Origin of the sequence: Levilactobacillus acidifarinae DSM 19394 = JCM 15949 (genome assembly GCF_001434835.1) — a bacterium.
GTDB lineage: Bacteria > Bacillota > Bacilli > Lactobacillales > Lactobacillaceae > Levilactobacillus > Levilactobacillus acidifarinae.
Genome location: NZ_AZDV01000006.1, coordinates 134806 through 157318 on the forward strand (window position 1 = coordinate 134806; position 22513 = coordinate 157318).

Annotated in this window: 19 protein-coding genes; 7 read left to right on the forward strand and 12 right to left on the reverse strand. The window is 51.6% G+C overall.

Annotated elements, in window-relative coordinates; genetic code table 11:
• Positions 1-566: 566 nt before the first annotated feature.
• A complete protein-coding gene (locus FD25_RS05290; protein ID WP_057802079.1) occupies positions 567-1292 on the reverse strand; it encodes a GntR family transcriptional regulator in 726 nt (241 codons plus the stop codon).
• Positions 1293-1519: 227 nt separating this feature from the next.
• Between FD25_RS05290 and ybaK the strand changes: the two genes are divergently transcribed.
• From ybaK to nadC, 5 genes are all read left to right on the forward strand, one after another.
• A complete protein-coding gene (ybaK, locus tag FD25_RS05295; RefSeq protein ID WP_057802081.1) occupies positions 1520-2023 on the forward strand; it encodes a Cys-tRNA(Pro) deacylase in 504 nt (167 codons plus the stop codon).
• Between the two features lie 3 nt (positions 2024-2026).
• A complete protein-coding gene (locus tag FD25_RS05300) occupies positions 2027-2833 on the forward strand; it encodes a hypothetical protein (protein WP_057802083.1) in 807 nt (268 codons plus the stop codon).
• Positions 2834-2903: 70 nt separating this feature from the next.
• Positions 2904-3665 (forward strand): NUDIX hydrolase, encoded by a 762-nt coding sequence (locus tag FD25_RS05305; protein WP_057802086.1) that lies wholly within the window; start codon positions 2904-2906, stop codon positions 3663-3665.
• A gap of 105 nt (positions 3666-3770) precedes the next feature.
• On the forward strand, positions 3771-4976 hold the full coding sequence (locus tag FD25_RS05310) for an MFS transporter (protein ID WP_057802088.1): 1206 nt from the start codon (positions 3771-3773) through the stop codon (positions 4974-4976).
• A complete protein-coding gene (nadC, locus tag FD25_RS05315; protein WP_057802090.1) occupies positions 4948-5781 on the forward strand; it encodes a carboxylating nicotinate-nucleotide diphosphorylase in 834 nt (277 codons plus the stop codon). Before FD25_RS05310 ends, nadC begins: the two co-directional genes overlap by 29 nt.
• Before the next feature lie 140 nt (positions 5782-5921).
• Here nadC and FD25_RS05320 read toward each other — a convergent pair whose 3' ends face one another.
• Positions 5922-6731 (reverse strand): chitosanase, encoded by an 810-nt coding sequence (locus FD25_RS05320; protein ID WP_057802092.1) that lies wholly within the window; start codon positions 6729-6731, stop codon positions 5922-5924.
• Between the two features lie 306 nt (positions 6732-7037).
• On the opposite strand from FD25_RS05320, the gene FD25_RS14050 reads away from it, so the two are divergent.
• Positions 7038-7271, forward strand: coding sequence for a hypothetical protein (locus tag FD25_RS14050; RefSeq protein WP_235807916.1), 234 nt, complete (start codon positions 7038-7040; stop codon positions 7269-7271).
• Between the two features lie 122 nt (positions 7272-7393).
• Positions 7394-8170, forward strand: coding sequence for a YdcF family protein (locus tag FD25_RS05325; protein ID WP_057802094.1), 777 nt, complete (start codon positions 7394-7396; stop codon positions 8168-8170).
• A 43-nt stretch (positions 8171-8213) separates the two neighbouring features.
• Here the strand turns inward: FD25_RS05325 and FD25_RS05330 are convergent, their stop codons facing one another.
• From FD25_RS05330 to gntK, 10 genes are all read right to left on the reverse strand, one after another.
• Entirely contained in the window at positions 8214-9458 is a 1245-nt protein-coding gene (locus FD25_RS05330; protein ID WP_057802095.1) for a hypothetical protein, read from the reverse strand.
• Positions 9459-9841: 383 nt separating this feature from the next.
• Positions 9842-11308: a glucuronate isomerase gene (gene uxaC, locus FD25_RS05335; RefSeq protein WP_057802097.1), complete on the reverse strand. Its 1467-nt coding sequence runs from the start codon at positions 11306-11308 to the stop codon at positions 9842-9844.
• Positions 11309-11340: 32 nt separating this feature from the next.
• Positions 11341-12915, reverse strand: coding sequence for a tagaturonate epimerase family protein (locus FD25_RS05340; protein ID WP_057802099.1), 1575 nt, complete (start codon positions 12913-12915; stop codon positions 11341-11343).
• Between the two features lie 75 nt (positions 12916-12990).
• On the reverse strand, positions 12991-14460 hold the full coding sequence (locus FD25_RS05345; RefSeq protein WP_057802101.1) for a glycoside-pentoside-hexuronide (GPH):cation symporter: 1470 nt from the start codon (positions 14458-14460) through the stop codon (positions 12991-12993).
• Positions 14461-14872: 412 nt separating this feature from the next.
• Entirely contained in the window at positions 14873-15880 is a 1008-nt protein-coding gene (locus FD25_RS05350) for a LacI family DNA-binding transcriptional regulator (RefSeq protein ID WP_057802104.1), read from the reverse strand.
• Between the two features lie 472 nt (positions 15881-16352).
• Positions 16353-17315, reverse strand: a complete 963-nt coding sequence (locus FD25_RS05355) for a sugar kinase (RefSeq protein WP_083484098.1) — start codon at positions 17313-17315, stop codon at positions 16353-16355.
• Positions 17316-17326: 11 nt separating this feature from the next.
• Complete coding sequence (gene uxuA, locus FD25_RS05360) at positions 17327-18397, reverse strand: mannonate dehydratase (protein WP_057802106.1); 1071 nt, start codon at positions 18395-18397, stop codon at positions 17327-17329.
• A gap of 14 nt (positions 18398-18411) precedes the next feature.
• Entirely contained in the window at positions 18412-19176 is a 765-nt protein-coding gene (locus tag FD25_RS05365) for a GntR family transcriptional regulator (protein WP_083484099.1), read from the reverse strand.
• Positions 19177-19439: 263 nt separating this feature from the next.
• On the reverse strand, positions 19440-20342 hold the full coding sequence (gene gnd / locus FD25_RS05370) for a phosphogluconate dehydrogenase (NAD(+)-dependent, decarboxylating) (protein ID WP_057802108.1): 903 nt from the start codon (positions 20340-20342) through the stop codon (positions 19440-19442).
• 378 nt (positions 20343-20720) lie between these two features.
• On the reverse strand, positions 20721-22253 hold the full coding sequence (gene gntK / locus FD25_RS05375; RefSeq protein WP_057802110.1) for a gluconokinase: 1533 nt from the start codon (positions 22251-22253) through the stop codon (positions 20721-20723).
• Positions 22254-22513 lie beyond the last annotated feature (260 nt).

Consider the following 22513-nt stretch of genomic DNA (forward strand, 5'->3'; position numbering starts at 1 on the left):
GGGACGCTTTTTACAATTCCTATAATACCGTGTTTTGAGAAAAAGTCAACCTTTTTATAAATTGATACGGTCCAATTTAAATAAAAGCAGAACCACCAGTTGCTGACAAGGTTATTATCCCAAGAAATCGGGGAAAACGCGACAAACTACCCTTGGAATTCGTTATTTTTCGTTAGCTACGCCGGGTAACAACTATACCAATTTTGTTGATGGTCTACATATATCGTTATGCACAACTATTACCAGTTATAGACCACTTAAAAAAGGACCAAACCGAGTTGGCTTGATCCTGATCGTTGAGTCTGCTTTTTTTGAGGAGTAAGGCGGCCGCTTAACCCCTTGGTATTCTTAAGGCGACGTTACTTGCAGCTTCCGAAACGTGCTCCCACAGGCAGTCGGTTCCGCTTAACCCCCACGGTACTTATACGGCCACGCCATCTGCAGCTTCCGAAACGTGCGTTTTAGCGCAGCCAACTCCGCTTAACCCCAAAAAGGCCAGCATCCAGAATCAGGATGTTGGCCTTTTTGACGTTAATGCTCGTTGACTACCCGCGCTAAAACGCACTCTATTCTTCATCCAACGACACAAAGGTGTTATAGTTCAAATACCGGTAATGCAACCGCATGTTCGAGACCTCAAACGGCGTCCCGTCATCTAGGAAGAAGATGCCTTCCATGATGCCCACCGGTTCGACCGGCTTCAACTTTAGCAGGTCCTGGTCATCCGCCGTGGACGGCGCCGCCTGAATTGACATGAACGACTTCGTGACCACCTTCCCCTGACTTTCCAGGTAATTAAAGATGGAACTCGCCACGGTCTGTTGAGACAAATTCGGGGCAATCTTGATCGGAATGTACCCCGTTTCAATCATAAAGGGCTGATCATTGAACAGCCGCAACCGTTTGATCTCATAGACGAAATCACCCGGAGATAAAAAGAGGTCCTGTTGGATTTCTTTGCTGGCCGGTACCACGTTGAATCCCAGTAACCGGATACCGGGCGTATTACCAGCCGACTGCATACTATCAGTAATTCCCAAATTTGAGCCCTCATATTGAAAAATTGTTTGGTTTTTCATATATAATGGGTTTATAAAGGTACCGGAACCCCGTTTTTTAAAGATGATGCCTTGATTAGCCAGAATACTCAACGCCCGCTTCACCGAGCTACGACTGACACCATAAGCTTCGCTAAGGCTCCGCTCATCGGGCAACCGCTTATTGGGAAATTCATTTTGGTGGATCCGCTGCTTTAAATCGCGCATGACCTGTCGATAAACTAAATCTGCCATGATATCTCCTCATTACTCATTCACTAGACGCTTCACTGGTGTAAAGTATAGCAGGTTTTGTCAAGGGTGTCTGCTTTTTCATAAAAATTGACCGTCCCAGTTTATTTTAAAGTGCGGTCCAATTATAAAGATTATCGTACTGGGCACTATTCGACTAATTGTCCGCTCCCAGTACCCCATCATTAAGAAAGGGACGGAACGTTATTTCCGTCAATCAGGTATTCCCCATGTCCAAAAAGAAAAAATCAAAACGTCTCCATAAAACACTTGTCGAACAGATTCTGGATAAAAATAAAGTTGCTTATCAACAATACGAGTTTGCGACCCACATGGACGGCGATACCGCCCAGATGGAAGTGGATCACGCCGCCGTTGACGAACACCACATCTACAAGACCTTAGTCCTCAGTGGCAACGTCACCGGTCCGTTAGTCGGCGTTTTGCCCATCGATGAACACCTCGACGAGAAGAAACTCGCCAAAGCCTCCGGTAACAAAAAAGTCGACATGATCCCCCTGAAGAATCTCGTCAAGACCACCGGTTACGAACACGGCGCCAACACCCCCGTCGGGATCTGGGAAAAGAAGCAGTTTCCGATTTTTCTCGACAACACGGCCCACGAACAGGGCCAGATTCTGGTCTCTTCCGGGCAGATTGGTCGGTCGGTCGAAGTCAACGCCGACGATTTAGCCGGGTTGGTCCACGGCACCTTCACCGACATTTTGGAGTAACCGATGACCGTCGATTACGCATTACTCGTGAAGAATCTCGCCTTAATCGTGTTTTGGTTGCTGGTCTTACCAGGTGCCTTTATTGCCCTTTTAACCGGCGTGAACCGCAACACCAAGCAATACCTGGCCAACGGGTTTGGCGTCAATAGCGAACTCTACCTGGGTTTTATCGGGATCTTCTTCCATGAACTCAGTCACCTCATCGTGGCCCTGCTCTTCGGTCACCACATCACCAAGTTTCGCCTGCTAAAACGTCCACATCCCCACCAACAAACCGCTAACGGGGACAAGGACTTGGCTTTGGGCTACGTCAACCATACCTGGAACCAACGTAGCTGGTACCAAAGTACGGGGAATCTGTTCATCGGGATTGCCCCCATCTTCGGCTGTAGCCTAGTGCTACTGGGGTTAACGGCATGGTTACTCCCCGACCTTTTTAGTGGCCTCGTCACGGTCGTCAGTCAACCCTTAAACTTGCACTGGGAAGGACTCAGAGAGGTCGTGGTGGGCGCCCACGATCAATGGTGGCATTGGTTACTCATGGGCCTATTGGCGATGAACATCAGCGTGGGCGGGTTCGACCTCAGTCGCGCCGATTTCGCTAATTCCCAGATGGGACTCATCGGTTTTATCGTCCTCATCATGGTCGTGACCGCCGCTTGGACCCTCATCGACGGTGCCGCCGGCTGGTTACAGGGCGTGGCCGTGGTCATGACGTTACTGGCCGTGGTCCTCACCTGTTCCTTGCTGATTTCCATCGTGACAAACTTCTTCGTCCGTATCATCTTACACATTAAGTGGCACCACTAGCTCACCCCATTTAGGGTGGGCTTTTTAGTGTCAGGTACAGTAAAATAGACCTGAAAGGAGGTGGCGGCCCTTGACCGCACCCACCATTACCATCACCAACCTCATCTGGAGCTTTGACCGCACCACCCAACACGTCAACCTACTCCTATTAAAACGGGACCAGGCCCCCTTTAAGACGCACTGGGCGCTTCCCGAAACCACCATGCGGACCGATGAAAGTGCCGATGCGGCGGCCCTGCGTCTGGTCCGCGAAAAAATTGGTCTGGCGCTAGACCGCCTGCACACCGAACAATTGACCACCTTCACCCAACCACAACGCACGCCCGGTCCGCGGGGCGTGGCCCTAGCCTATATGACCTTCTTACCGGAAATGCCGCCGCTAACGCCAGGTAACGGCGCGAGTGCCGCTAAGTGGTTCCAATTCAGTGCCACGACCACCGCCTACCAGCTTCAAAACGGACCGGCGACCTTCACCACCCCCGCGACCGACCAAGCCACCTACTACGCGGCCCGGGCGCCTAAAACCGTCGCGCCAGCCACCCAGCTAGCCTTCGATCACGACTGGATGATTGCCGTCGCTAGCCACCGGATCCGCAACAAGCTCGACTATCAACCCAACATTCTCCTGACGTTGGGGCCCACCTTTACGTTACGCGAGGCCCGTACCGTCTTCGCCACCTTCTTACGGCGACCACTCAGCGCCCTGGATAATTCGAACTTCAAGAAGAACCACCGGCAGTTGTTTACCGCCGTCGGCACCACCACCGCCAAACGCGCGGGGCGGCCGGCAACCCTTTACCGATTAAACTATCTTCCCTTGACAAACGCGTAGAATCCGCCTATATTTAGGCCTAAGTTAAATAAAAGTGGTTTTTACTTTTATTTTAATTGAATAAAGGTCAATATTACTTTTATTATAATTCTGGGGAGGATTTTTATGTCGAAGTCAAAGTATCACCTATTGTTTGTGGTGGGGACCGCCTGGCTCTTTGATGCCATGGACGTCGCCATCCTCTCGTTTATCATGCCGCTGTTAAAGACCGAGTGGCAACTATCGCCCGTGCAATTGGGAACCGTGGGGGCCGCCACGTCCGTGGGGATGATCATCGGGGCGCTGATCTGTGGCTACCTAGCCGACCGCATCGGCCGTAAGAAGGTGCTCATCTACACCTTAGCCCTGTTCTCGTGTGGGAATCTGGCGTTAACACTAGCGCCCAACGTGACCATCTTCATCCTGATCCGCTTCATCACGGGGATCGGTCTCGGGGGCGAACTGCCCGTGGCCGCCACGTTGGTTGCCGATAGCTATCATGGCACCCAACGCTCGCGGATGTTAGTCATGGCCGATAGTTTCTGGGCCATCGGGTGGATCCTGGCCTCCGTATTGGCCTTTGGTGCCATGCCCGTGATTGGATGGCGTTGGACCGTTCTGATCACCGCGTTAACCGTCCTGTACGCCCTACCTTTACGCAAGCACCTACCTGATACGCCGGTCAAGCCCATGACCAAGCTTTCCTATAAGGTTTTGTGGCAACCGGAATACCGTCAGCAAACGCTACTCCTGAGTGCCCTGTGGTTCATCGTGATGCTGACCTACTACGGAATGTTCCTGTGGTTACCCAGTATCCTAGTCTTACGGGGATTCCCCATCGTCCATAGTTTCAACTACACCCTGCTGATGAGTCTGGCCCAATTACCAGGCTATTACTTAGCCGCCTACTTAATGGGTAAACTCCGGCAAAAGACCGTCCTCTTAATCTACTTATGTGGCACCATCGTCAGCGTTTTAGCCTTCAGTATGGCCACCAGTAATTCAGCAATCCTAATCAGCGGTGCCTGGTTATCGTTCTTCGACCTGGGTGCCTGGGGGACGTTAATTGCCTTGACGCCGGGTCAATTTCCCCAAGCCATTCGGGGAACCGGGATGGGGACCGCCCAGTCGATTGGCCGGGTGGGGGCCACGATTGGCCCGTACCTAGTTGGTCTTCTGATTCAATTGAAATTTTCCATTAGTACCGTTTTAGGCCTGTTCGTGGTCCTGCTAGTCTTCGGCGCGCTCTTGTTAGCCGTGGGCGTGGTCGATACCATGGCCCTGCCAAAGGAGGCCACCGACCATGACGTTAAGTCCGAAACGACTCACTGAATTACTGGCAACTTTTCTGGAAGAGGACCTGGCGACCGGGGATTTAAGCACTAGCGGACTAGCCCCCCAGCTCGTTCACGGTGATTTTCTTGCCAAACGAGCTGGCTTGTTAGTGGGTCAGTGTGTCCCCGCTGCGATTTACGCGCTATTAAGTCCCCAAGCAACTTACACCCCAACGGTGCCCGACGGAACCCTCGTTCAAGCCGGGACCGTGGTTGGTCATGCGACCGGTCCGGCGACCACCCTATTAGCCGGTGAACGGGTGGCACTCAACCTGATGCAACGCATGAGTGGCATCGCCACGGCGACCCATCTCGCCGTGACCACGTTGAACGACCCATCCATCGGGATTCTGGACACCCGGAAGACGACACCCGGCCTACGCCTATTCGATAAGTACGCCGTGCAGTGTGGTGGCGGCCTCAATCATCGCATGGGCCTGTACGATGCCGTGATGCTCAAGGACAACCACTGGCGGTTAATCACCGATCTTCCCGCCATGGTTCGCCGCTTACGACAACTCATCGGGCCCACCAAGCTGATTGAAGTCGAAGTGGCCACCCTCGACCAGTTACAACTGGCCATCACCAGTCGCGTCGACATGATCATGTTCGATAATCAATCGCCTAAGACGGTTCGGGAGTGGCGCCAACTGGTGCCCCCGACCATCCAAGTCGAAGCGTCCGGGGGGATTACCCCCGCCAAATTGCCAAGCTATGCGGGCACCGGCGTGGACTTCATCTCGTTGGGCTACCTGACCAATAGTGTTCAGGCGCTCGATATTTCCTTTAATTTAACCGACTAATCATTAGATTTTCACGATTGTTAAGTCAACCTTAATTTACAGCAAAGGGACGTCACTGATTCGGTGACGTCCCTTTGCTGTCGTGATCAATTAGCTGTTTTGGGGAGATGGTTCGGGCCGCTGGCACCTAGAGTTCGGACTTATGCCGGTAACCGGTAATGATCACCATACATCGTCCATGCCAGGGGCCGCCGCAAAGCAAAGTTGCGTTGGCGAATCAATTGGCGCTGGGTGGTCAAGCGCGACAGGTCGTGATGCGCGGCTTCCTGTCGCATGACGCCCTGTCGGACCCGCAAAAAGGCTCGTAGGTAGGTGGCGGGATCTCCACCCTGGGCCGGCGTTTGCGCTAAGCGCCGAGCCCGCCGCCGAATTCCGCCAAAACTGGCCGCATCGTTACCGGGACCGTGGACCACCAAGGCGTCATAGTAAATATATTGTCCCAACGGGCCCAGATCGTCGTGCCGGGCAGCCCGTAACGCCGGGTACATGTACTGCTGATTCAAAATGTCATTTTGGGCCCGTACAAAGCGCTGGTCCGTCGCGGCACGCCGCCAAGCGTGTACGAATGGCCGGCCCAGCCCCCGATGACTGGCCGTTCCTTGCACCCGCCTCAAGGCCGGCAGGAACTGGTTCAAGCCGTTGTTTGGTCGTAACTGTCGGTAGCGCAGCACCACTTGGCGTAAATCCCCATTACCCGTCGTAAACCCAATGATTCCCGCGGTGTATCCCCGACCATCCCCAATATCTTGGATGTAACGGTACTGCCGCTGATACGCCGTCGTCGAGTTCTCGGCGCTACTGACTAATGCAAACGTGGTTGCCCGTAACTGTCCGGTTTGAATCGTTCGCTGCGCCTGATAGCCTACCGGTGAGCGGTGCAGGACCAGCCATCCCCCAACCAACAATAAGCCGATTCCTACCAGACTCCCCCACCAAATTCGTTTTGACATGATTGCATCCCCCTCTCCTTTCTTAGCGTACCAGTTTTCCGCGATGACTCAGGTTTACCGGTCACATTTTGGTTAATCTTATTAAATTAAGCGTTTTCATAATTGGCTGTCCTCCGTCCGAGTTTTGCCCTACCATTTTTTGAAAGTGAAAGAGGCCGTTTTCATTTATAACTACAGGGTAAACTACCCCCTAAATCCTTGAAATAAACCGGTTACACGAAATAATTTTAAATGTAATCCTTTACATGACCAATTAGTTCTTGATTTAATTTTCTGAAAGAATTATGATGTTCACGTTAACAAATGTTGAAAACACGGAACTTAAAAAAGTTAAAGCCATTTGAGCTGAAAGGACATGTTTATAAAATGCGTTTATCTAAAGTTATTGCACTGATCGTTGTTGTTGCTGTTGTTGTTTCCGGAGCCTTCGTTAGCACCCAAGCTTTCGCCGCTTCCAACTCGAACCCTGCCGTTGCTAACCATTCCTTCTCATCTGCTTACACGGCTTTGGTTCAAAAGCAATCCCAAGTTTTAAAGTAAGCTTACCCTTTAATTGATAAAACCCTAGCCACCGTGGACCCCCATCCACGGTGGCTATTTTTATGGTTTCTTCTGGTCGTGAAACGGCTTACACTAGAAGTATTACGAACGGAGGAATCCAAATGTCTGAAAATTTAACCGCCATCGCCGACGCCCTCAACGTCCTCGCCGACTATCTGGGGCCCCGCGACGTCTCTGAACTGTCCCGCACAACGCTCACCGAGCCACTAGACGCCGTGATTTTGTTCGGCGGGAGTATCCTGGCTGGCGACTCGGTCTTTCACGAGGCCATGGCCCATCAGGCCGCGACTCATTACCTGATTGCCGGTGGTCGCGGGCACACCACGCCGACCCTGCAGGCGCAACTGTCTAACCGGGGCTTTGATTTTCTGGGTGACCCCAGCGAAGCCTTGATGCACCAGCGCTACTTGGAGTATACGTACGTTGATCACATCGACTTACTCGAAACCGAATCGACCAACTGTGGTAGTAACGTCGCCAATAGTTTAGCCGTGCTCAAGGCCCACGACATCCCTGTCAAACGCCTGGGTATCATCCAAGACGCCACCATGCAACGACGGATGGCCGCTTGTTTTCAAAAGGTTGCCCCGGACACCCAACTGGTCAATTTCGCGGCCTACCAGGTCCACGTTCAGGTGTGGAACGGCCAATTAGGCTTCACCAAACCGATTTTTGGCATGTGGACCATGCACGACTACATCACGCTACTCATGGGCGAATTACCACGCTTGACCGATGATACCAACGGTTACGGTCCCAACGGCCAGGACTACATCGCCCACGTCGACATTCCTCAACCGGTGCAGGCCGCCTACGCCTTTCTGCAGGCGCACCTCGACATTACCGGCCGGCCAGCTAACACCGCCTTTAAATCCTAATTAAAATGGTGCGCCTCCCGACTGGGAAGCGCACCATTTTAAGTTATAACGTCTGAGTCGTCGCCGTTTGGGGATCGATGAAATCTTCGATCCGGCCAGCCATAGCCTTGGCGAGGTCACGACCAAACTGCACTTCTTGGTCGGTTCCCACCATGTTGAAGCCTAAGGTCAATTGGCCCTTAAACGTGCTGCAGGCAATCTGATACATCGGGGCAAACCGGAAGGACCCCGTCATCAAAACGTCCGTGATTTCGGTGTCGTCTAACCGTAGCCGTTGATCGTCGATGATGCCAAAATTGGTGTAACCAATTGGCCGCACGTGATAGTTGGCTTCGACGATTTGCTGTAATTGCTCGATACTTTCGTGCTCGTATTGGGCCATCAGCGACCGCACGGAATCTAAGAACTGGTCGCGTTCCTTAAGCGTCGCCATTCCCGCGTGCATTTTCTGCACGGATTCGCGAATCGGTTCGGCCAAAGGCGCCGGAATAGCGGGATTGTACCGGGCCGTGTGGTTCGCGATTCGCAACTGGGCCTGGTCGTGTTCAATGCTTTGCCGCATATCCGTCGGGCAAGCAATCGCAATATCCGTGACTTCCGGCGCGTAAGCCTGGATGGTCTTACCAAACGTCGCCATCAGTACGTCGTTGACCGTCACGTGTTGGTCGTGAGTCGCGTGCAGGAGTTGCTTGGTCAGGACCGCACTCAACCGCACCCCGCTGACGTGAGCTTTCCGCTCAGCCGTAGCCGCTGCTAGTCGGGGCAACCCCAATGCGTGGACTGGATGGTCGACGTCCTTGCCCTGCTTCGGGGCCGGGTGCGTCTTCAATAGCGCCTTGAGCCAGTCCAACTCAACGGTGTTATGAACGTCCTTAACGGCCGCCACGCCCCGGTTATAGCAATCACTCAACAGGTAAAGGTACTGTTTGAACCCACTCCCATCGGTCAAAATGTGGCTCATGGTCAAGACCAGTGTCGTGGTTTCACCGGGTTCAATGAAGATCCGCAGTTGCGGCTGGTTAAACCAATCGGGATTGGCATCCAGTTCCGGCGTGAGCTGATCGACCACGGTTACCATGGTCGTGGCGTCGTCCACCACGGGCGTCCAGCTATTATCGGCTAGATTGTATTTACAAAAGAGTTCGGGCACGACCTTAGCGGACAAGGTTACCGCCCGGCGGAACCGATCAACGTCCAGCTGACCGGTCAGTTTAATTTGGCACCGAATAATCGGGTAAAGTTCTTTCAGCCCGATGGTGTGCAGAATATTTAAAGGATTTTGATTCATTTGAAACTCCTCCTACCAAACACCAAATTTAAATGTCCACCCGGTACACGACCGGATAGCCTTATACGTCTATGGTGATACAAGAAAACGCTATTTTCAATCACTGATTGGGACTAGACTCAATTATTTTGTGTGGCGGTCAACGAACAGCCTAAGACTTAGCCAATGTGACGTCTGGCCGTTGTCCTGGTGAAACGTGTTCACCCAGGCAGCCGGTTCCGCTTAACCCCATTGGGGTAATTATCCAAGCCCCGGATAATCACCCCAATGACGTTAATGCTCGCCGACTAACCGCCTGGGATCACACTCTTATAATCCCAAAAAATCTCGCACGACCACTAAGCAGTCGTGCGAGAAATTTAGGAAGTGTATTTTATCAGTAATTACTTACTGGTTGAATAACTTGTGTTAAATAACTCATCTGGCGTCTTATCTGGGAAGAAACCAAAGAAGTTGTAGGCGTTGTTGTAGGAAATGTCTTGAACGATCTTCCCTAACGTAGCTTCGTCGTTTGGTACCCGGCCTTGTTCAACTAAGTTACCGTAGAAGTTGCAAAGTACCCGACGGAAGTATTCGTGACGAGGGTAGGATAAGAAACTCCGTGAGTCGGTTAACATCCCGACGAAGTTTGGTAACAGACTTTCTTGGGCGAAAATCCGTAATTGGTTGTCCATTCCTTCGGCAGTATCGTTGAACCACCAGCCAGCACCTAATTGTAAGCGTTGCTTGCCGCCTTCTTGGAACGAGCCCATCATGGTTGCTAATTGCATCCAATCGTTGTCGTTCAAGGAGTAGAAGATGGTCTTTGGAATGTCGTTGGTGTCGCGCATCTTGGTGTAAAGCTTTTGGATTTCACCAGCAATGTCTGGTTGCGTCCCAACCGCATCGTACCCAGTGTCGGCACCCAACTTCTTAAACATCGGCCGGTTGAGGTCCCGGATGGAGTTGATGTGGAATTGCATGGTCCAGTCGAATTCCTTGTTGAAGACCATCAAGTTTTCCAACAACATGGTGATGTATTGGTCTAATTCCTTTGGCGTGAGGTCTTGGTTATTGATCCCTTTGTTGACAATGGCATCCAGCTCGCTGTCTGAAGCCTCAACAAAGTGGTAGGTCAATAAGGAGTGGTCGGACAAACGACCGCCCATGTCGTTAAAGAAGCTAAACCGTTGCTTAACCGCTGCCATGATGTCCTTGAAGCCGTTGATCTTGACGCCAGAGACGTCACTCAACTTCTTCAAGTAGTCCGCATAACCGTCCCGATCAATTTGGATCAACTTATCTGGCCGCATCGCTGGTAAGGTCCGGAAGCCGTTTTCAGCTTCAGTTTCCTTCAACATCTTGTGGTAGTGTAAGTCGTCGGCAGGGTCGTCCGTGGTGCAGACCGCCTTGACGTTCATGTTCTTGATCAAGTTACGAGGCTTGAAGTCGTCCGTTTGGAGTAAAGCGTTGGCTTTCTTCCAAATTTCTGGCGCCGTCTTACGGTTGAAGACTTCGTCGATGTGGAAGAAACGCTTCAATTCCAAGTGGGTCCATTCGTACAACGGGTTCCCCATTGATTGTTCGATCGTGCCAGCCCAAGCCATGAACTTGTCATAGTCATCGCCGTCACCAGTGATCAATTCTTCAGGGACACCGTTAGCACGCATCAGGCGCCACTTGTAGTGGTCCCCGTAAGTGCCTTCGTTCAACCAAATCCGCGTAATGTTCGGGTAGTTTTTGTTTTCGTAAATTTCTACTGGGTTCAAGTGGCAGTGGAAGTCAATGATTGGCATGTCTTTAGCGTAATCATTAAACAACTTCTTCGCCATATCATTGCCGAGTAAGAAATCGTCATCAAGCAAATCCATGGGTGTTGTCCTCCTTTAAGACGTCTTCAGAATTAGTCTTTTGGTTCGTACTTAGCTTGGACTTCAGCCTTCGTCTTGGCCTTACCTTGGAGTAAGTCAATGTGTTGGGCAATGTGGGCAATCAAGTACTTGTCGTATTGAGCTTGGTTTTCCTTCAAGATCTTGAAGAACTTGTCACGGAAGACGTAACGGTAGCTCTTCTGGTAGTTCAAGATGGAACCGTACATGGTGTGCAGAACCTGACGAGCGTCGTCATCTTGTAACAACGTCATGACATTGCTGTCGTTGATGGTTTCTGGCTTTGGTGCCTTGCCATCGGTTTGGGCGTTGAAGACGTAGAAGGCTGCGACATCGTCCAAGTTTTCGTAAGAGAACTTGTAGATTTCTTGCATCAGTTTTGGATCGGCGTGGGCAATGACCCGCAGAGCTTCCAACCAGTTAGTCCCGGCAGTCTTAACGTGCCAGCCGTGCTTGTTGGACAAACGACCGATGATTTCGTAAACGGAAAGCTTATCGGAACCAGAGTGGATACTCAACTTGTAGCCGAAGTGTTCCGCAATGGCTTCATGAATAACGAATTCGGCTTCGAAGCGCTTAACGTCACCAATGTAGTCAATGGCCTTCTGGAATTCACCGTAGAACCGTGGTGCAATGGTTTCAGGGGTGATGCCGGCTTCATGTAATTCGTTCGCAAAGAAGTAGTGGTTAGCTGGCGTGGTTGGGACGATGGCTTCATCCATCGAAATTTCGAAGTCCAAGTTGTAAGGCTTGATGAACTTGTGGTAGATGAAGATGGCGTATTGAACGGCACCGTTAAAGATTAAGACGGATTGTTCAACGTCCTTCTTGCTGAAGTGAACGGAAGCGTTGTCGTTGATCTTGAACGTCTTGTCCAAGTAAGTATCGTTGAAGTACTTAACCAGGTCATCGTCCAAAGCGTTGTACTTAGCATCCAATTGGTCGTCAGTTAAGTCGGCGATTTCGTTGTGAATCTTTTCAGTGGAGTCAAGGGTGATCATCGTGCAACCAGCCTTGATGGCGTAGTCAACTTCGTGAGGGTTCTTAACGTGGTCACCATCATCGGCCCAGCCAGTGGTGAAGCCTTCGTCGAAGACGGCCCAGCCGGCATCCAACAGAACGTCGGTTTCAGTCCGGTTCGTCAAGAGAAGTTCACGGATGGATTGTTGAGCCAGAACAGGCATGATGCCGCGGCCCTTGAACAAACGTAAGTGAGCGTTAGAAGCTAAGCCTAAGCGGTCACCTAAACCAAAGGTGTACTTGTGGCCGTGACGAGAAGTTGGCTTCAACCAGTTGAAGCGCTTCGTCAAAGCGTGCCAGTTTTGTTCGTTCAAATCACCGACGATCAACGTCTTGTCGTCATCAGCAATGCTTTCGCGGGCGTCGAAGTCCTTAACATCGTCGCGGTCTTCGTAAACGACTAAGCTCTTGACCGTTTGCTTGTTAACCGTTTCGTGTAAGTCAAAGTACACGTTACGAACGTCAACTTGGATTGAGTTCACGTAAATGTCTTTGTCTGACAGGTTTGAGTAGTCGCCGTTTGCGGCTAAGATTTCATGGACGTCTGAAACTAATTTTTGTAAATCCATCAATATTGCCTCCAATATAGTTGTAAGTACCTAGTTTTAAGGAACATAAACCCGAATTAATGATGAAACTCACTGTTACTTGATGTTACCTTTCAGCTTTCCGCCTTCCCAACGACCATGATCCAAGTCGTCAGCAATTTCAGCAAACCGCTTTTCGTCCAGCTTGTATAGGAAGCCAATGACAACGGCGGCAACTAACAGACAGAAGCCTGGGTAAAGCGTCATCGCAGCCTTGATACCCCGTAAGGCACCGGCAGTTTGATGAGCGTTAGCCACGTAACCGGTTAAGGCCAGAACCCCGGCACTAACCAAAGCGGCTAAGGATTGCGCAATCTTCCGGGAGAAGTTGAAAGCCGCGTACGTAATGGCTTCCTTCCGAGTCCCAGAACGCCATTCACCATAGTCAATGGCGTTGGAAACCATGGCCCAAGTAATCCCGTTAGGAATGGCTAAAGCCGTGTAACCGATGGTAACTAAGACGATGAAAGCGATGACATTTTGTGGCAAGAAGAAGTTCGCGATGTTAGCAACAGCCCCGATAACGAAGCTCCACATTGCAGTCCGCTTTTGTCCAAAGTGCTTAGTCAACGTAGGAATCATGAAGACCCCGACGATGGAGCAACCCATCATAATCGCGTTGATGATTGGCTGTAAACCAATGTTACCCAAGTTGTATTGTGCGTAGAACACCATCATTTGGTTGTTGGTGTTCATGGCGGAGATCGTGAACAACGTCATCAGAATCAAGGCACCTAAAGGACCGTTCTTGAAGATAACTTTGATGTAATCTTTGAACCCTTCCTTTTCGGCATCGGCACCGGTATTCCGGTGAACCTTAACGTTTTCACGCGTCCCGAAGTAACAAACAGCGAACATCAGGACCCCGATAACGGCGAAGACGGCGGCTGCCCAGAAGTAACCGTGTTCTTCTTTGACCCCGGTATTCCCGTTAGCGATAATTCCCATCAAAGGAATGAACGCAACCCCGGCGATGAATTGGGCCCCAACGGAACCAACCTGCCGAGACGTTGCCATGAAACTCCGGTCTTGGGAGTTCCGGGACATAACGGATGCTAACGAACCATAAGGGTCGTTAGTGAATGAATAAACCAAACCCCAGATCATGTAAGCAGCGTATGCGTAGATGATCTTTTGCGTTCCACTCAGCCCACTAGGCATCGTGAAGGTAACGACTGTCATAATCCCGAGAATAATAGCTGAAATCATCATGACTGGTCGGAATTTACCAGCCTTACCGATCTTCTTCCGGTTATCAATTACCGAACCGGCGATTGGATCCATAAACGCATCGAAAATCTTAGTAAAGGCGAAGATTCCGGCAACCGCACCGGCACCAATACCACACGCATCAATCCAGAACTTCGTCAGGTATGCTTGACCTAAGTCAAACATGAACCCGTTACCGAAGTCCCCAAACCCGTAAGCAATCTTTTGGCTCATTGGGATGTGACGAGATGAGTCATTAATCATTTCGCCTTTGGGTTCTTCAGTCTCTGGATGGGGACTAGTTACTGCCTCGCTCATGAGAGCACCTCCTTGAATTATCCATCGCGGGGTGGAGAAATCGGTTTCATTCCTCAATACACACGTTAACACAAATCTTTGGTATGTACCACCTGAAATCTAAATCTTTACCCTGAGATTTCATTAGCAGCTAACTCTTAAAAGCTATGTTTTATCGCTTTCGTAAGCGCTTTCTATCTAACAAAGCTTATCTTATCACAAATTCTTGCACACGTTAACATTAATTTGCAAAAAACTAAAACAAATATATCAGTTCGCTTGTTCAAAAGTGAGGTAAATGCCGGCCTCCCGCCAAAAAAGTCTCACAAATTTAATTGAATAAATTTTGATTTTTTTAAATTAATCAGGCGTATCCGCCGACAAAAAAAGACCGCCTCATCGGTCGGTCTCTTGAGTTTAAGTTTTTTGGGGGTTATTTCCGCAAATCTTTGACGGAATCGCGGACGATGAGCGTTGGTTCCACAATCTTCTTCACCGGGGCCATGGCGGGGTCACTGAGTAACTCCGTTAACGCACTGACGCCCTCTTGCACGATGTTGTCGGTGGGTTTGCGAACCGTGGTCAGCCGTGGGACCAAATACTTCGAGTAGTTCATGTCGTCGTACCCGATGATCGAGATATCGGCTGGCACCTTGTAGCCCAAATCCTGACAGGCTCGCACGGCCCCGGTGGCCATATCATCGTTGGTGGCGAAGATACACGTCGGCGTTTCGGACGCACTCAGAATATCACGCATGGCCTGATAGCCACTCTCGGGCAGGTAATTCCCCTGCCGTTGCCACTCCGGTCGAGTTTCGGCGCCGTTCTCACGAATCACGTCGGTGAACCCCCGTTGCCGGTCCCCCGCAGACACGAAGCTTTCCGCCCCACCAATCAGGCCAAACTTACGGTGCCCCATCCGAACGGCGTATTCCAAAATCTTTTTGGCGCCCAGATAATCATTGGTCGAAAAGTTCGACACGTCATCGCGATCAATCTTTCGGTTCAAGACCACGATGGGGAGCCGCCGCTTGATCAGCGTGGCGATGAAGGGATCATCCTTCTTCGACTGACTCACCACGATGGCACCATCGAATTGGTGGCGCGAGACGTTGCCACTGGCGCTAAGCGACTCCACGCTGTCTAAGGATAGTGAGTACCCCTTAGGGAGAAAGTCGCGGGCCCGCTTGATCACATCCACTAAGAAACTGGGTGAGGTCCCCGTGTCGAGGTCAGAAAAGAACACGCCAATCAAAAATGAGCGTTGCTCCACGAGCCCCTTGGCGTTTAAGTTCGGCACGTACCCGAGCTCATCGGCCAGTTGCCGAATCTTTTTTTTGGTTGCCGCTTTGACCAACGGACTATCATTCAACGCCCGCGACACCGTGGTGTGCGAAACGTTGGCCCGTTGGGCAATTGTTCTAATCGTGACTTCTTCCATTTTGGTTCCCTCCCAAAGCCGATTTTTCTCGGTTCGTAACGTTTTTTATGAGTTTAGATGCTGTCATTAAGCTAACTAGTCCCGCCGGCTCTTAGCGTCTTGGCTTAACGGCATCGTTGATACCCGGTCGCTTTAACCGTTCCCCGCGGCTCTGCAATCACTCACTTATCCGTTAAGGACTCCCAAGAACTGCTATATCAGTCGCTTTGTTTGGACCTAACTAGTCGCAATTATCACCGCATCACTAATCATTCGCTTAACAATCGTTATCTAACAGAATAGGCTAACTGGCTAATAAAAGCAAAAAAGTTATTCCTAAAACTTACAGAAACAAGTAGTCGCAGCTTATTGATACGGACAACACTTGTTTCTTATGATTTATACGTATCAATATTCTGCTATGTTCAAGCGACCAAAAAAGGAACCTCGCTCCGGTCCAGTCACTGGGGACCAGTGGCCGCAAGCCAGCTTCCTAATTTTGGGTTGGGTGTTCCTGATAGAACGTTTTTAGTTGTTCTGGCGTCGGGTACCCATCGTTATCGCCCATGACCTGCACCGCCATGGCCCCAATCGCACAGGCGCGGCGGAGGGCCTGTTCCAGCGACAGTTTCTCTTGTAAGGCCGAGATCAGCCCTACGGCAAAACCATCCCCCGCGCCAACCGTGTCGACCACGGGTGCCACGTGAAAGCCGGGCACCCACAGTTTCTCACCGGTCGCGCGTTGGGCGAAGGCCCCCTGCGCTCCCAGCTTGACCACCACCAATTGGGTGACCTCGCTTTGGTGCAGGTAAAAGTCCGCAATGGCTTCCGGGTCCCGTGAGCCGGTCAGCGTCTCGCCCTCGCCTAAACCAGGCAAGACCACCGTGGCCGTCTGAGCCAACTGGTTGGTCACCCGGACCATCTCGGCGGTCGAGGACCACAAAGTTGGACGCAAGTTCGGGTCAAAGGTTACCGGAATGTTGTGCTGCAACAGCTCGCGGTTCAATTGGCGGTACACCGCCAGACTCTCCGCGGACAGCGCCGCAAAGATGCCGGACAGGTGAGCTAATTGAACCTGAGTTAAATCGACACCGCGCAAATCGTTCAAATCATAGTGAGCCGCTGCCGACCCGCGCCGGAAGTAGTAGACCGCCGGATCGCCGTGATCCACGTTTTGCTTGAGGTAAAAACCAGTCGGGTAGGCCGCCTTGGTCACCAGGTTGGTGACCCCCACGTGGTTGCGGCGCATCTCGGCTTGGAGGTAGGCGCCGAACGGATCCTGCCCCACCGCCGACACGTATTCGGTTGCGTGCCACAATCGGGCTAACCCCAAGGCCACGTTCAACTCAGCCCCGGCCGAAAACTTCTGGAAGTTCGCAGCCTCTGCCAGGCTAACGTTGGTCTCTTGGGCCTTAAACACCACCATGGGCTCGCCAATCGTTAGAATCGTTCCCACGTTACCACCTCCTACTTGGTCTTGCTAATCGCTTCCCACAGGCCGTTGAGGTAGGCAATCCCTAAAGCCCGGTCGTACAGACCGTAGCCGGGACGCCCCTGTTCCCCCCAGATATCCCGCCCGTGGTCGGGCCGAATAATGCCGTCAAAGCCGGTATCGTGTAAGGCCTGCATGATGGCAAACATATCTAGCGAGCCATCCTTTGACAGGTGGCCGGACTCGTGAAAGTCTTGATGATGCCCTAAATGCTTGATGTTCCGGGCGTGGACGAACGGCACGCGACCCGTGGGCACGAACTCACGGATAATCGCCGGCACGTCGTTGTCGGGGTTCTCCCCCAGACTGCCCGTGCAAATGGTAAAGCCGTTCATCGGTGACGGGTTCAAGGCCACGATGGCCCGCATGTCAGCCGCGTTCTTGTAAATCCGGGGCAACCCAAAGATCGGCATCGGCGGATCGTCCGGGTGCATCGCCATCTGGACGTGACACTCCTCGCACACCGGGATAATGGCGTCCAAGAAGTATTTCAGATTAGCCGCTAACTGGGCCTCATCCACGTCGGCGTAGGCGGCAAACAACCGTTGCACTTCGGCTAACCGGTCGGGTTCCCAACCGGGCAACACGTAGCCGTTCGCCTGGCTCTGCACGTCGTGAATGATCTTTTCGGGTGCCTTTTGGGTGTACTGTTCTTCGAAGGCCAACGCCGTGGAGCCATCCGCCAACGGGTAGTGGAGGTTGGTCCGCACCCAGTCGAAGATCGGCATGAAGTTGTAACAGATGGTGGTCACACCGGCTTGGGCCAAATGCCGAATGGTTTCTTGGTAATTCGCGATGTACTGGTCCCGACTGGGCAACCCAATCTTAATGTCGTCGTGAATGTTCACCGATTCCACCGTGGTCAATTTCAAGCCAGCAGCCTCTACCTGGTGCTTCAGGTCCAGAATCTTGTCGAGCGGCCAAACGTCGCCTACCGGAATATCGAATAACGCCCCCACCACTTGGGTGACGTTGGGAATTTGGCGAATGTTCGCCAGGGAAACGGCATCGTCTTGTTGACCATACCACCGGAATCCCATCTCCATGTTTGCGACCTCCTCTAATCGTGATCCATTGTTGTTTGTGCTAGGATGCCCCGCACATCCAGAGTTCCCGGTTCGTGAGCCGGGACGTCGGCTGAGGTTAAGTCCTCGGGCCGGACGTTCATGAAATAGTCGGGGAATTTGTTGAGCAGGTACTTCCGTTCACTCAACATCAAGCGTAGATGCTTAGTGATGCTGTAACGTACGTCGTCGAGTTCGTGACGACGGACCGCATCCAAGATGCCTTGATGTTGATCTAACAGCGTCTGCCAATCCAAGTTGGTCACCTTCAAACGCATCCACCGGAACCGGTTCAGGTGCATGTTTAGGGTCTGTAACCAATTCCACACGGCTTCGCGGTCTGCGGCTTGGTAGAAGGTCTTATGAAAGGCTTCGTCTAAATCAAAGAAGGCGTCGGGATCGCCTTGCTGGGCCACCACCACCTGGTTGGCCAGGTTCTGTTGAAGCTTGCGGTACCAGTCATCGTTCATCTTACTGGTGGCTTCCAGCATGATCTCGACTTCCAAAATTTGACGGACAAACCGGGCATTGTTAGCCATTGCCATGTCAATCCGCGAAACGTAGGTCCCACTTTGCGGCACCACGTCAATCAGTCCGTCCCGTTCCACCCGGATCACGGCTTCTCGTACGGGTGTCCGACCGATACCGAGTTCGTCGGAAATCACCTTTTCAGAAATTTTTTGTCCGGGGGTGTACTTATTGTGCATAATTCGGTAACGAAGTTGGCTGTACGCTTCGCTCCGCATGTTTTTTAATTGCATAGCGAATTAACCATCCTTTTTCCAGTTTTTCGTCTTCGTCTCTGTGCCCACACGCTTGCGATCTCGATGGTCGTCTTTCCCTTCAAGACGGCTCTAACTCACCGACAGACGCCCGGGTCCTCTTAGTTTAACATAGTCCCCGTTGGTCTTTTTCAGTTCTCAGCGCTTACTGAGGCCCGTTATCTTATCACGTTTCTTCACAAGCATTTTTTCAAAAAAGGCAGTACCCAAAAGTACTGCCTTTCAGATGTTATTAACTTTATTTAGGCTTTGTCGACCGCGTGGCCACCAAACCCATTCCGGAGAGCGGAAACGACCTTACCCGTAAAGGTGTCGTCTTCCATCGAACGGTAACGCATCATTAAGGACAGCGCGATAACTGGCGTTGGCACTTGTTGGTCCATGGCTTCTTGCAAAGTCCACATACCTTCACCAGAACTGTGCATGGTTCCCTTGATTTCGTCCAGGTTAGCATCCTTGGAGAAGGCTTCTTGAGCCAATTCCATGAGCCATGACCGCACGACGGAACCAGAGTTCCACAGTAAGGCAACGGCTTCGTTGTCGTAGTTGAAATCACTGTGTTCCAGCACGTCAAAGCCTTCACCGATGGCTTCCATCATCCCGTATTCGATCCCGTTGTGGACCATCTTCAGGTAATGACCGGAACCAGCGGCACCGGTGTAAAGGTACCCGTTCGTTTGGGCGATGCCTTCGAAGATTGGCTTCAAAACGGCGTCAAAGGATTCCTTAGAAGTCCCACCGATCATGAAGTTCCCGTCGTGACGAGCGCCAGACTTCCCACCAGAAGTCCCACAGTCGAAGAAGTTGATGCCCTTAGCTTCGGCCTTTTCAGCGTCTTCCACGGAGTTCTTCCAGAAGGAGTTCCCCCCGTCAACGATGTAGTCGCCGGCGTCTAACACATCGGTCAACGTCGCAATCGTGCTTTCGGTTGGCTTGCCGGCTGGTAACATCAGCCAAACAACTTTAGGCGAAGGTAACTTGCTTAGCAAGTCCTCCAATGACGTTGCGGCTTCGGCACCAAAGCCCGTTGCTGCGTTAACGAAGTCCTTGTTCAGGTCAAACCCAACGACCTCGGTGTCGTGGTCCATCATGTTTTGAGCTAAGTTCAAGCCCATCTTGCCTAATCCAACTAATCCAATTTTCATGCGTGTAATTTCCTCTCTCTCGGTAAAGTGATAAGGGTCATTTTTTAAGTCGTCCTTATCATATTAAAAAAAGTTACATATTTCAAGTAAAACTATGAAAAAGTGTTACATTTTACTGAATTGACCCGTTATTAAACCAGCACAATCAACTGAACTCCCGTTCTACAACGGGTAATTTAACTAGCGTATTCAGTATTCAGCCCGGAGGCGAACAGGGGCTCAGCCGGTGAAATTATGGTAAGTCGGCGTTTTTCGCCGGCTTACCATAAGGCCAAGCTTTGAGACTGGCGGGTTTAGCAAGGCTCAAAGTTGTGCCCACTGGCGGTCCAAGTGTTCGTCCCTGAGCGCCGGAGGGCGACCAGTTTCATCCAACGAAATTTATTCTTTCGGTTCCCGTTTCCGTTGATACTCCGCAATGGCGGTGTATTCGGATTCCAACTTCCGGCCCAAGCGGATGTAAATCGGCATGATTTCCCGGTAGTTGGCGTAGGTTTCTGGGTTTGGTTGGTAAGTGTTGGTCTTCCCGATAAAGTTCTTGACTACGGAAAGGTTGTCGGCGAGACCCAAACTGATTTGGGCGATCACCATGGCCCCTAAACAACCGGCTTCGAAGGATTCCGCAATCGTGACGGGTTCTTCGAAGATGTCGGCTAACATTTGCCGCCATAGTGGTGAGCGCGCAAAACCACCGGAGGCCATGACCTTCTTAGGTTCACCAGCGGCTTCCTTGAGGGCCAATTCAACCGTGTACAGGTTGTAAACAATCCCTTCCAGCGCCGCACGAACCATGTGGGAGCGGTTGTGTTGCCGGGTCAAGCCAAAGAAGGAAGCCCGGGCGTTTCCGTCCCAGATTGGGGCCCGTTCACCACCCAAGAATGGGTGGAAGATCAGGCCATCGGAACCGGCTGGTACCTTGCTGGCAATCTTGGTCAGCAAGTCGTATGGGTCTTCGCCCATTTCCTTAGCCAACGCCTTTTCGGGTGCAAAGAGGTTGTCGCGGACCCACCGGAAGACGATCCCCCCGTTGTTCACGGGTCCACCGATAATCCATTTACCATCCATGACTGGGTAGCAGTAGATCCGGCCTTTCGGGTCGATTTGTGGCTTATCCACGAAGGTCCGGACCACACCAGAAGTCCCGATCGTCACGGAGACTTCGCCGTCGCCAATCGCACCGGAACCGATCCCGGAAAGGGCCCCATCGGTCCCCCCCATGATGAACGGCATGTCGGCATCAAAGCCGATTTCCTTGGCGTATTCGGGCTTTAGGCCCTTGACCTGGTAAGTGGCTTCGACGAGTTCAGGCAATTGGTCGCGGGTCACACCCGTCAACTTCAGGGATTCTTCGTCCCAGTCCATGGTGTGGATGTTGAACAGACCGGTGGCCGCAGCCATCCCGTATTCTTCCTTTAATTGACCGAAGTACCGGTAAATCAAGTATTCCTTCAAGCCAACCCAGTAACGGGTTTGCTTGTAGATGTCCGGCCGTTCGTTCTTCAACCACAGGATCTTGTAAACGGGTCCCATTGGGTGGTTCGGCAGGCCGGTCCGTTTGTAGAGTTCCAGCCCGGAACCGTCCTTGTCCATCGCCGAAGCGTACTTTTCAGAACGGTTATCGGCCCACGTGATGGCGTTCGTCAGTGGCTTGTGGTCCTGGTCTAAGGCAATCAGGCTATGCTGTTGCGTCGACCAGGAAACACCCAAGATCTTGCCATCAACCTTACCCGTGACTTCCTTTAAAGCGGCGACCGTGGCGTCAAAGATCACGTCTGGATCTTCTTCGGCCATGTCGGAGTTTTCTTGAATCAGTGGGTACAGCTTGTTCGCGTAACCGTAAATCTTCCCTTTTTTATCGTAGATGACCGCCTTAGTACTCGTGGTCCCAACATCAATTCCAATTAAATAGTCCATTTCGTTTCCCAGCTTTCTGTTTAAATAAAGATCGGCTATTGATAGCGAAAGCCGGGAACCCGACTTTAACACTATGTTGATCACGCTTCGGTCGCCAACGCCCTGTTCAGCCAGACGACGGCCAATAGCTACCGTCAACTCGGACGAGCTGCTCGCTAACCAGTGGCAATGACAATCGAAGGTCTTCCTATTATTAACCCGTTACCCGGTAAAGAATCGCACAACGGGCAAACCATTTAGCACCTTGAGGGTAAAGAACG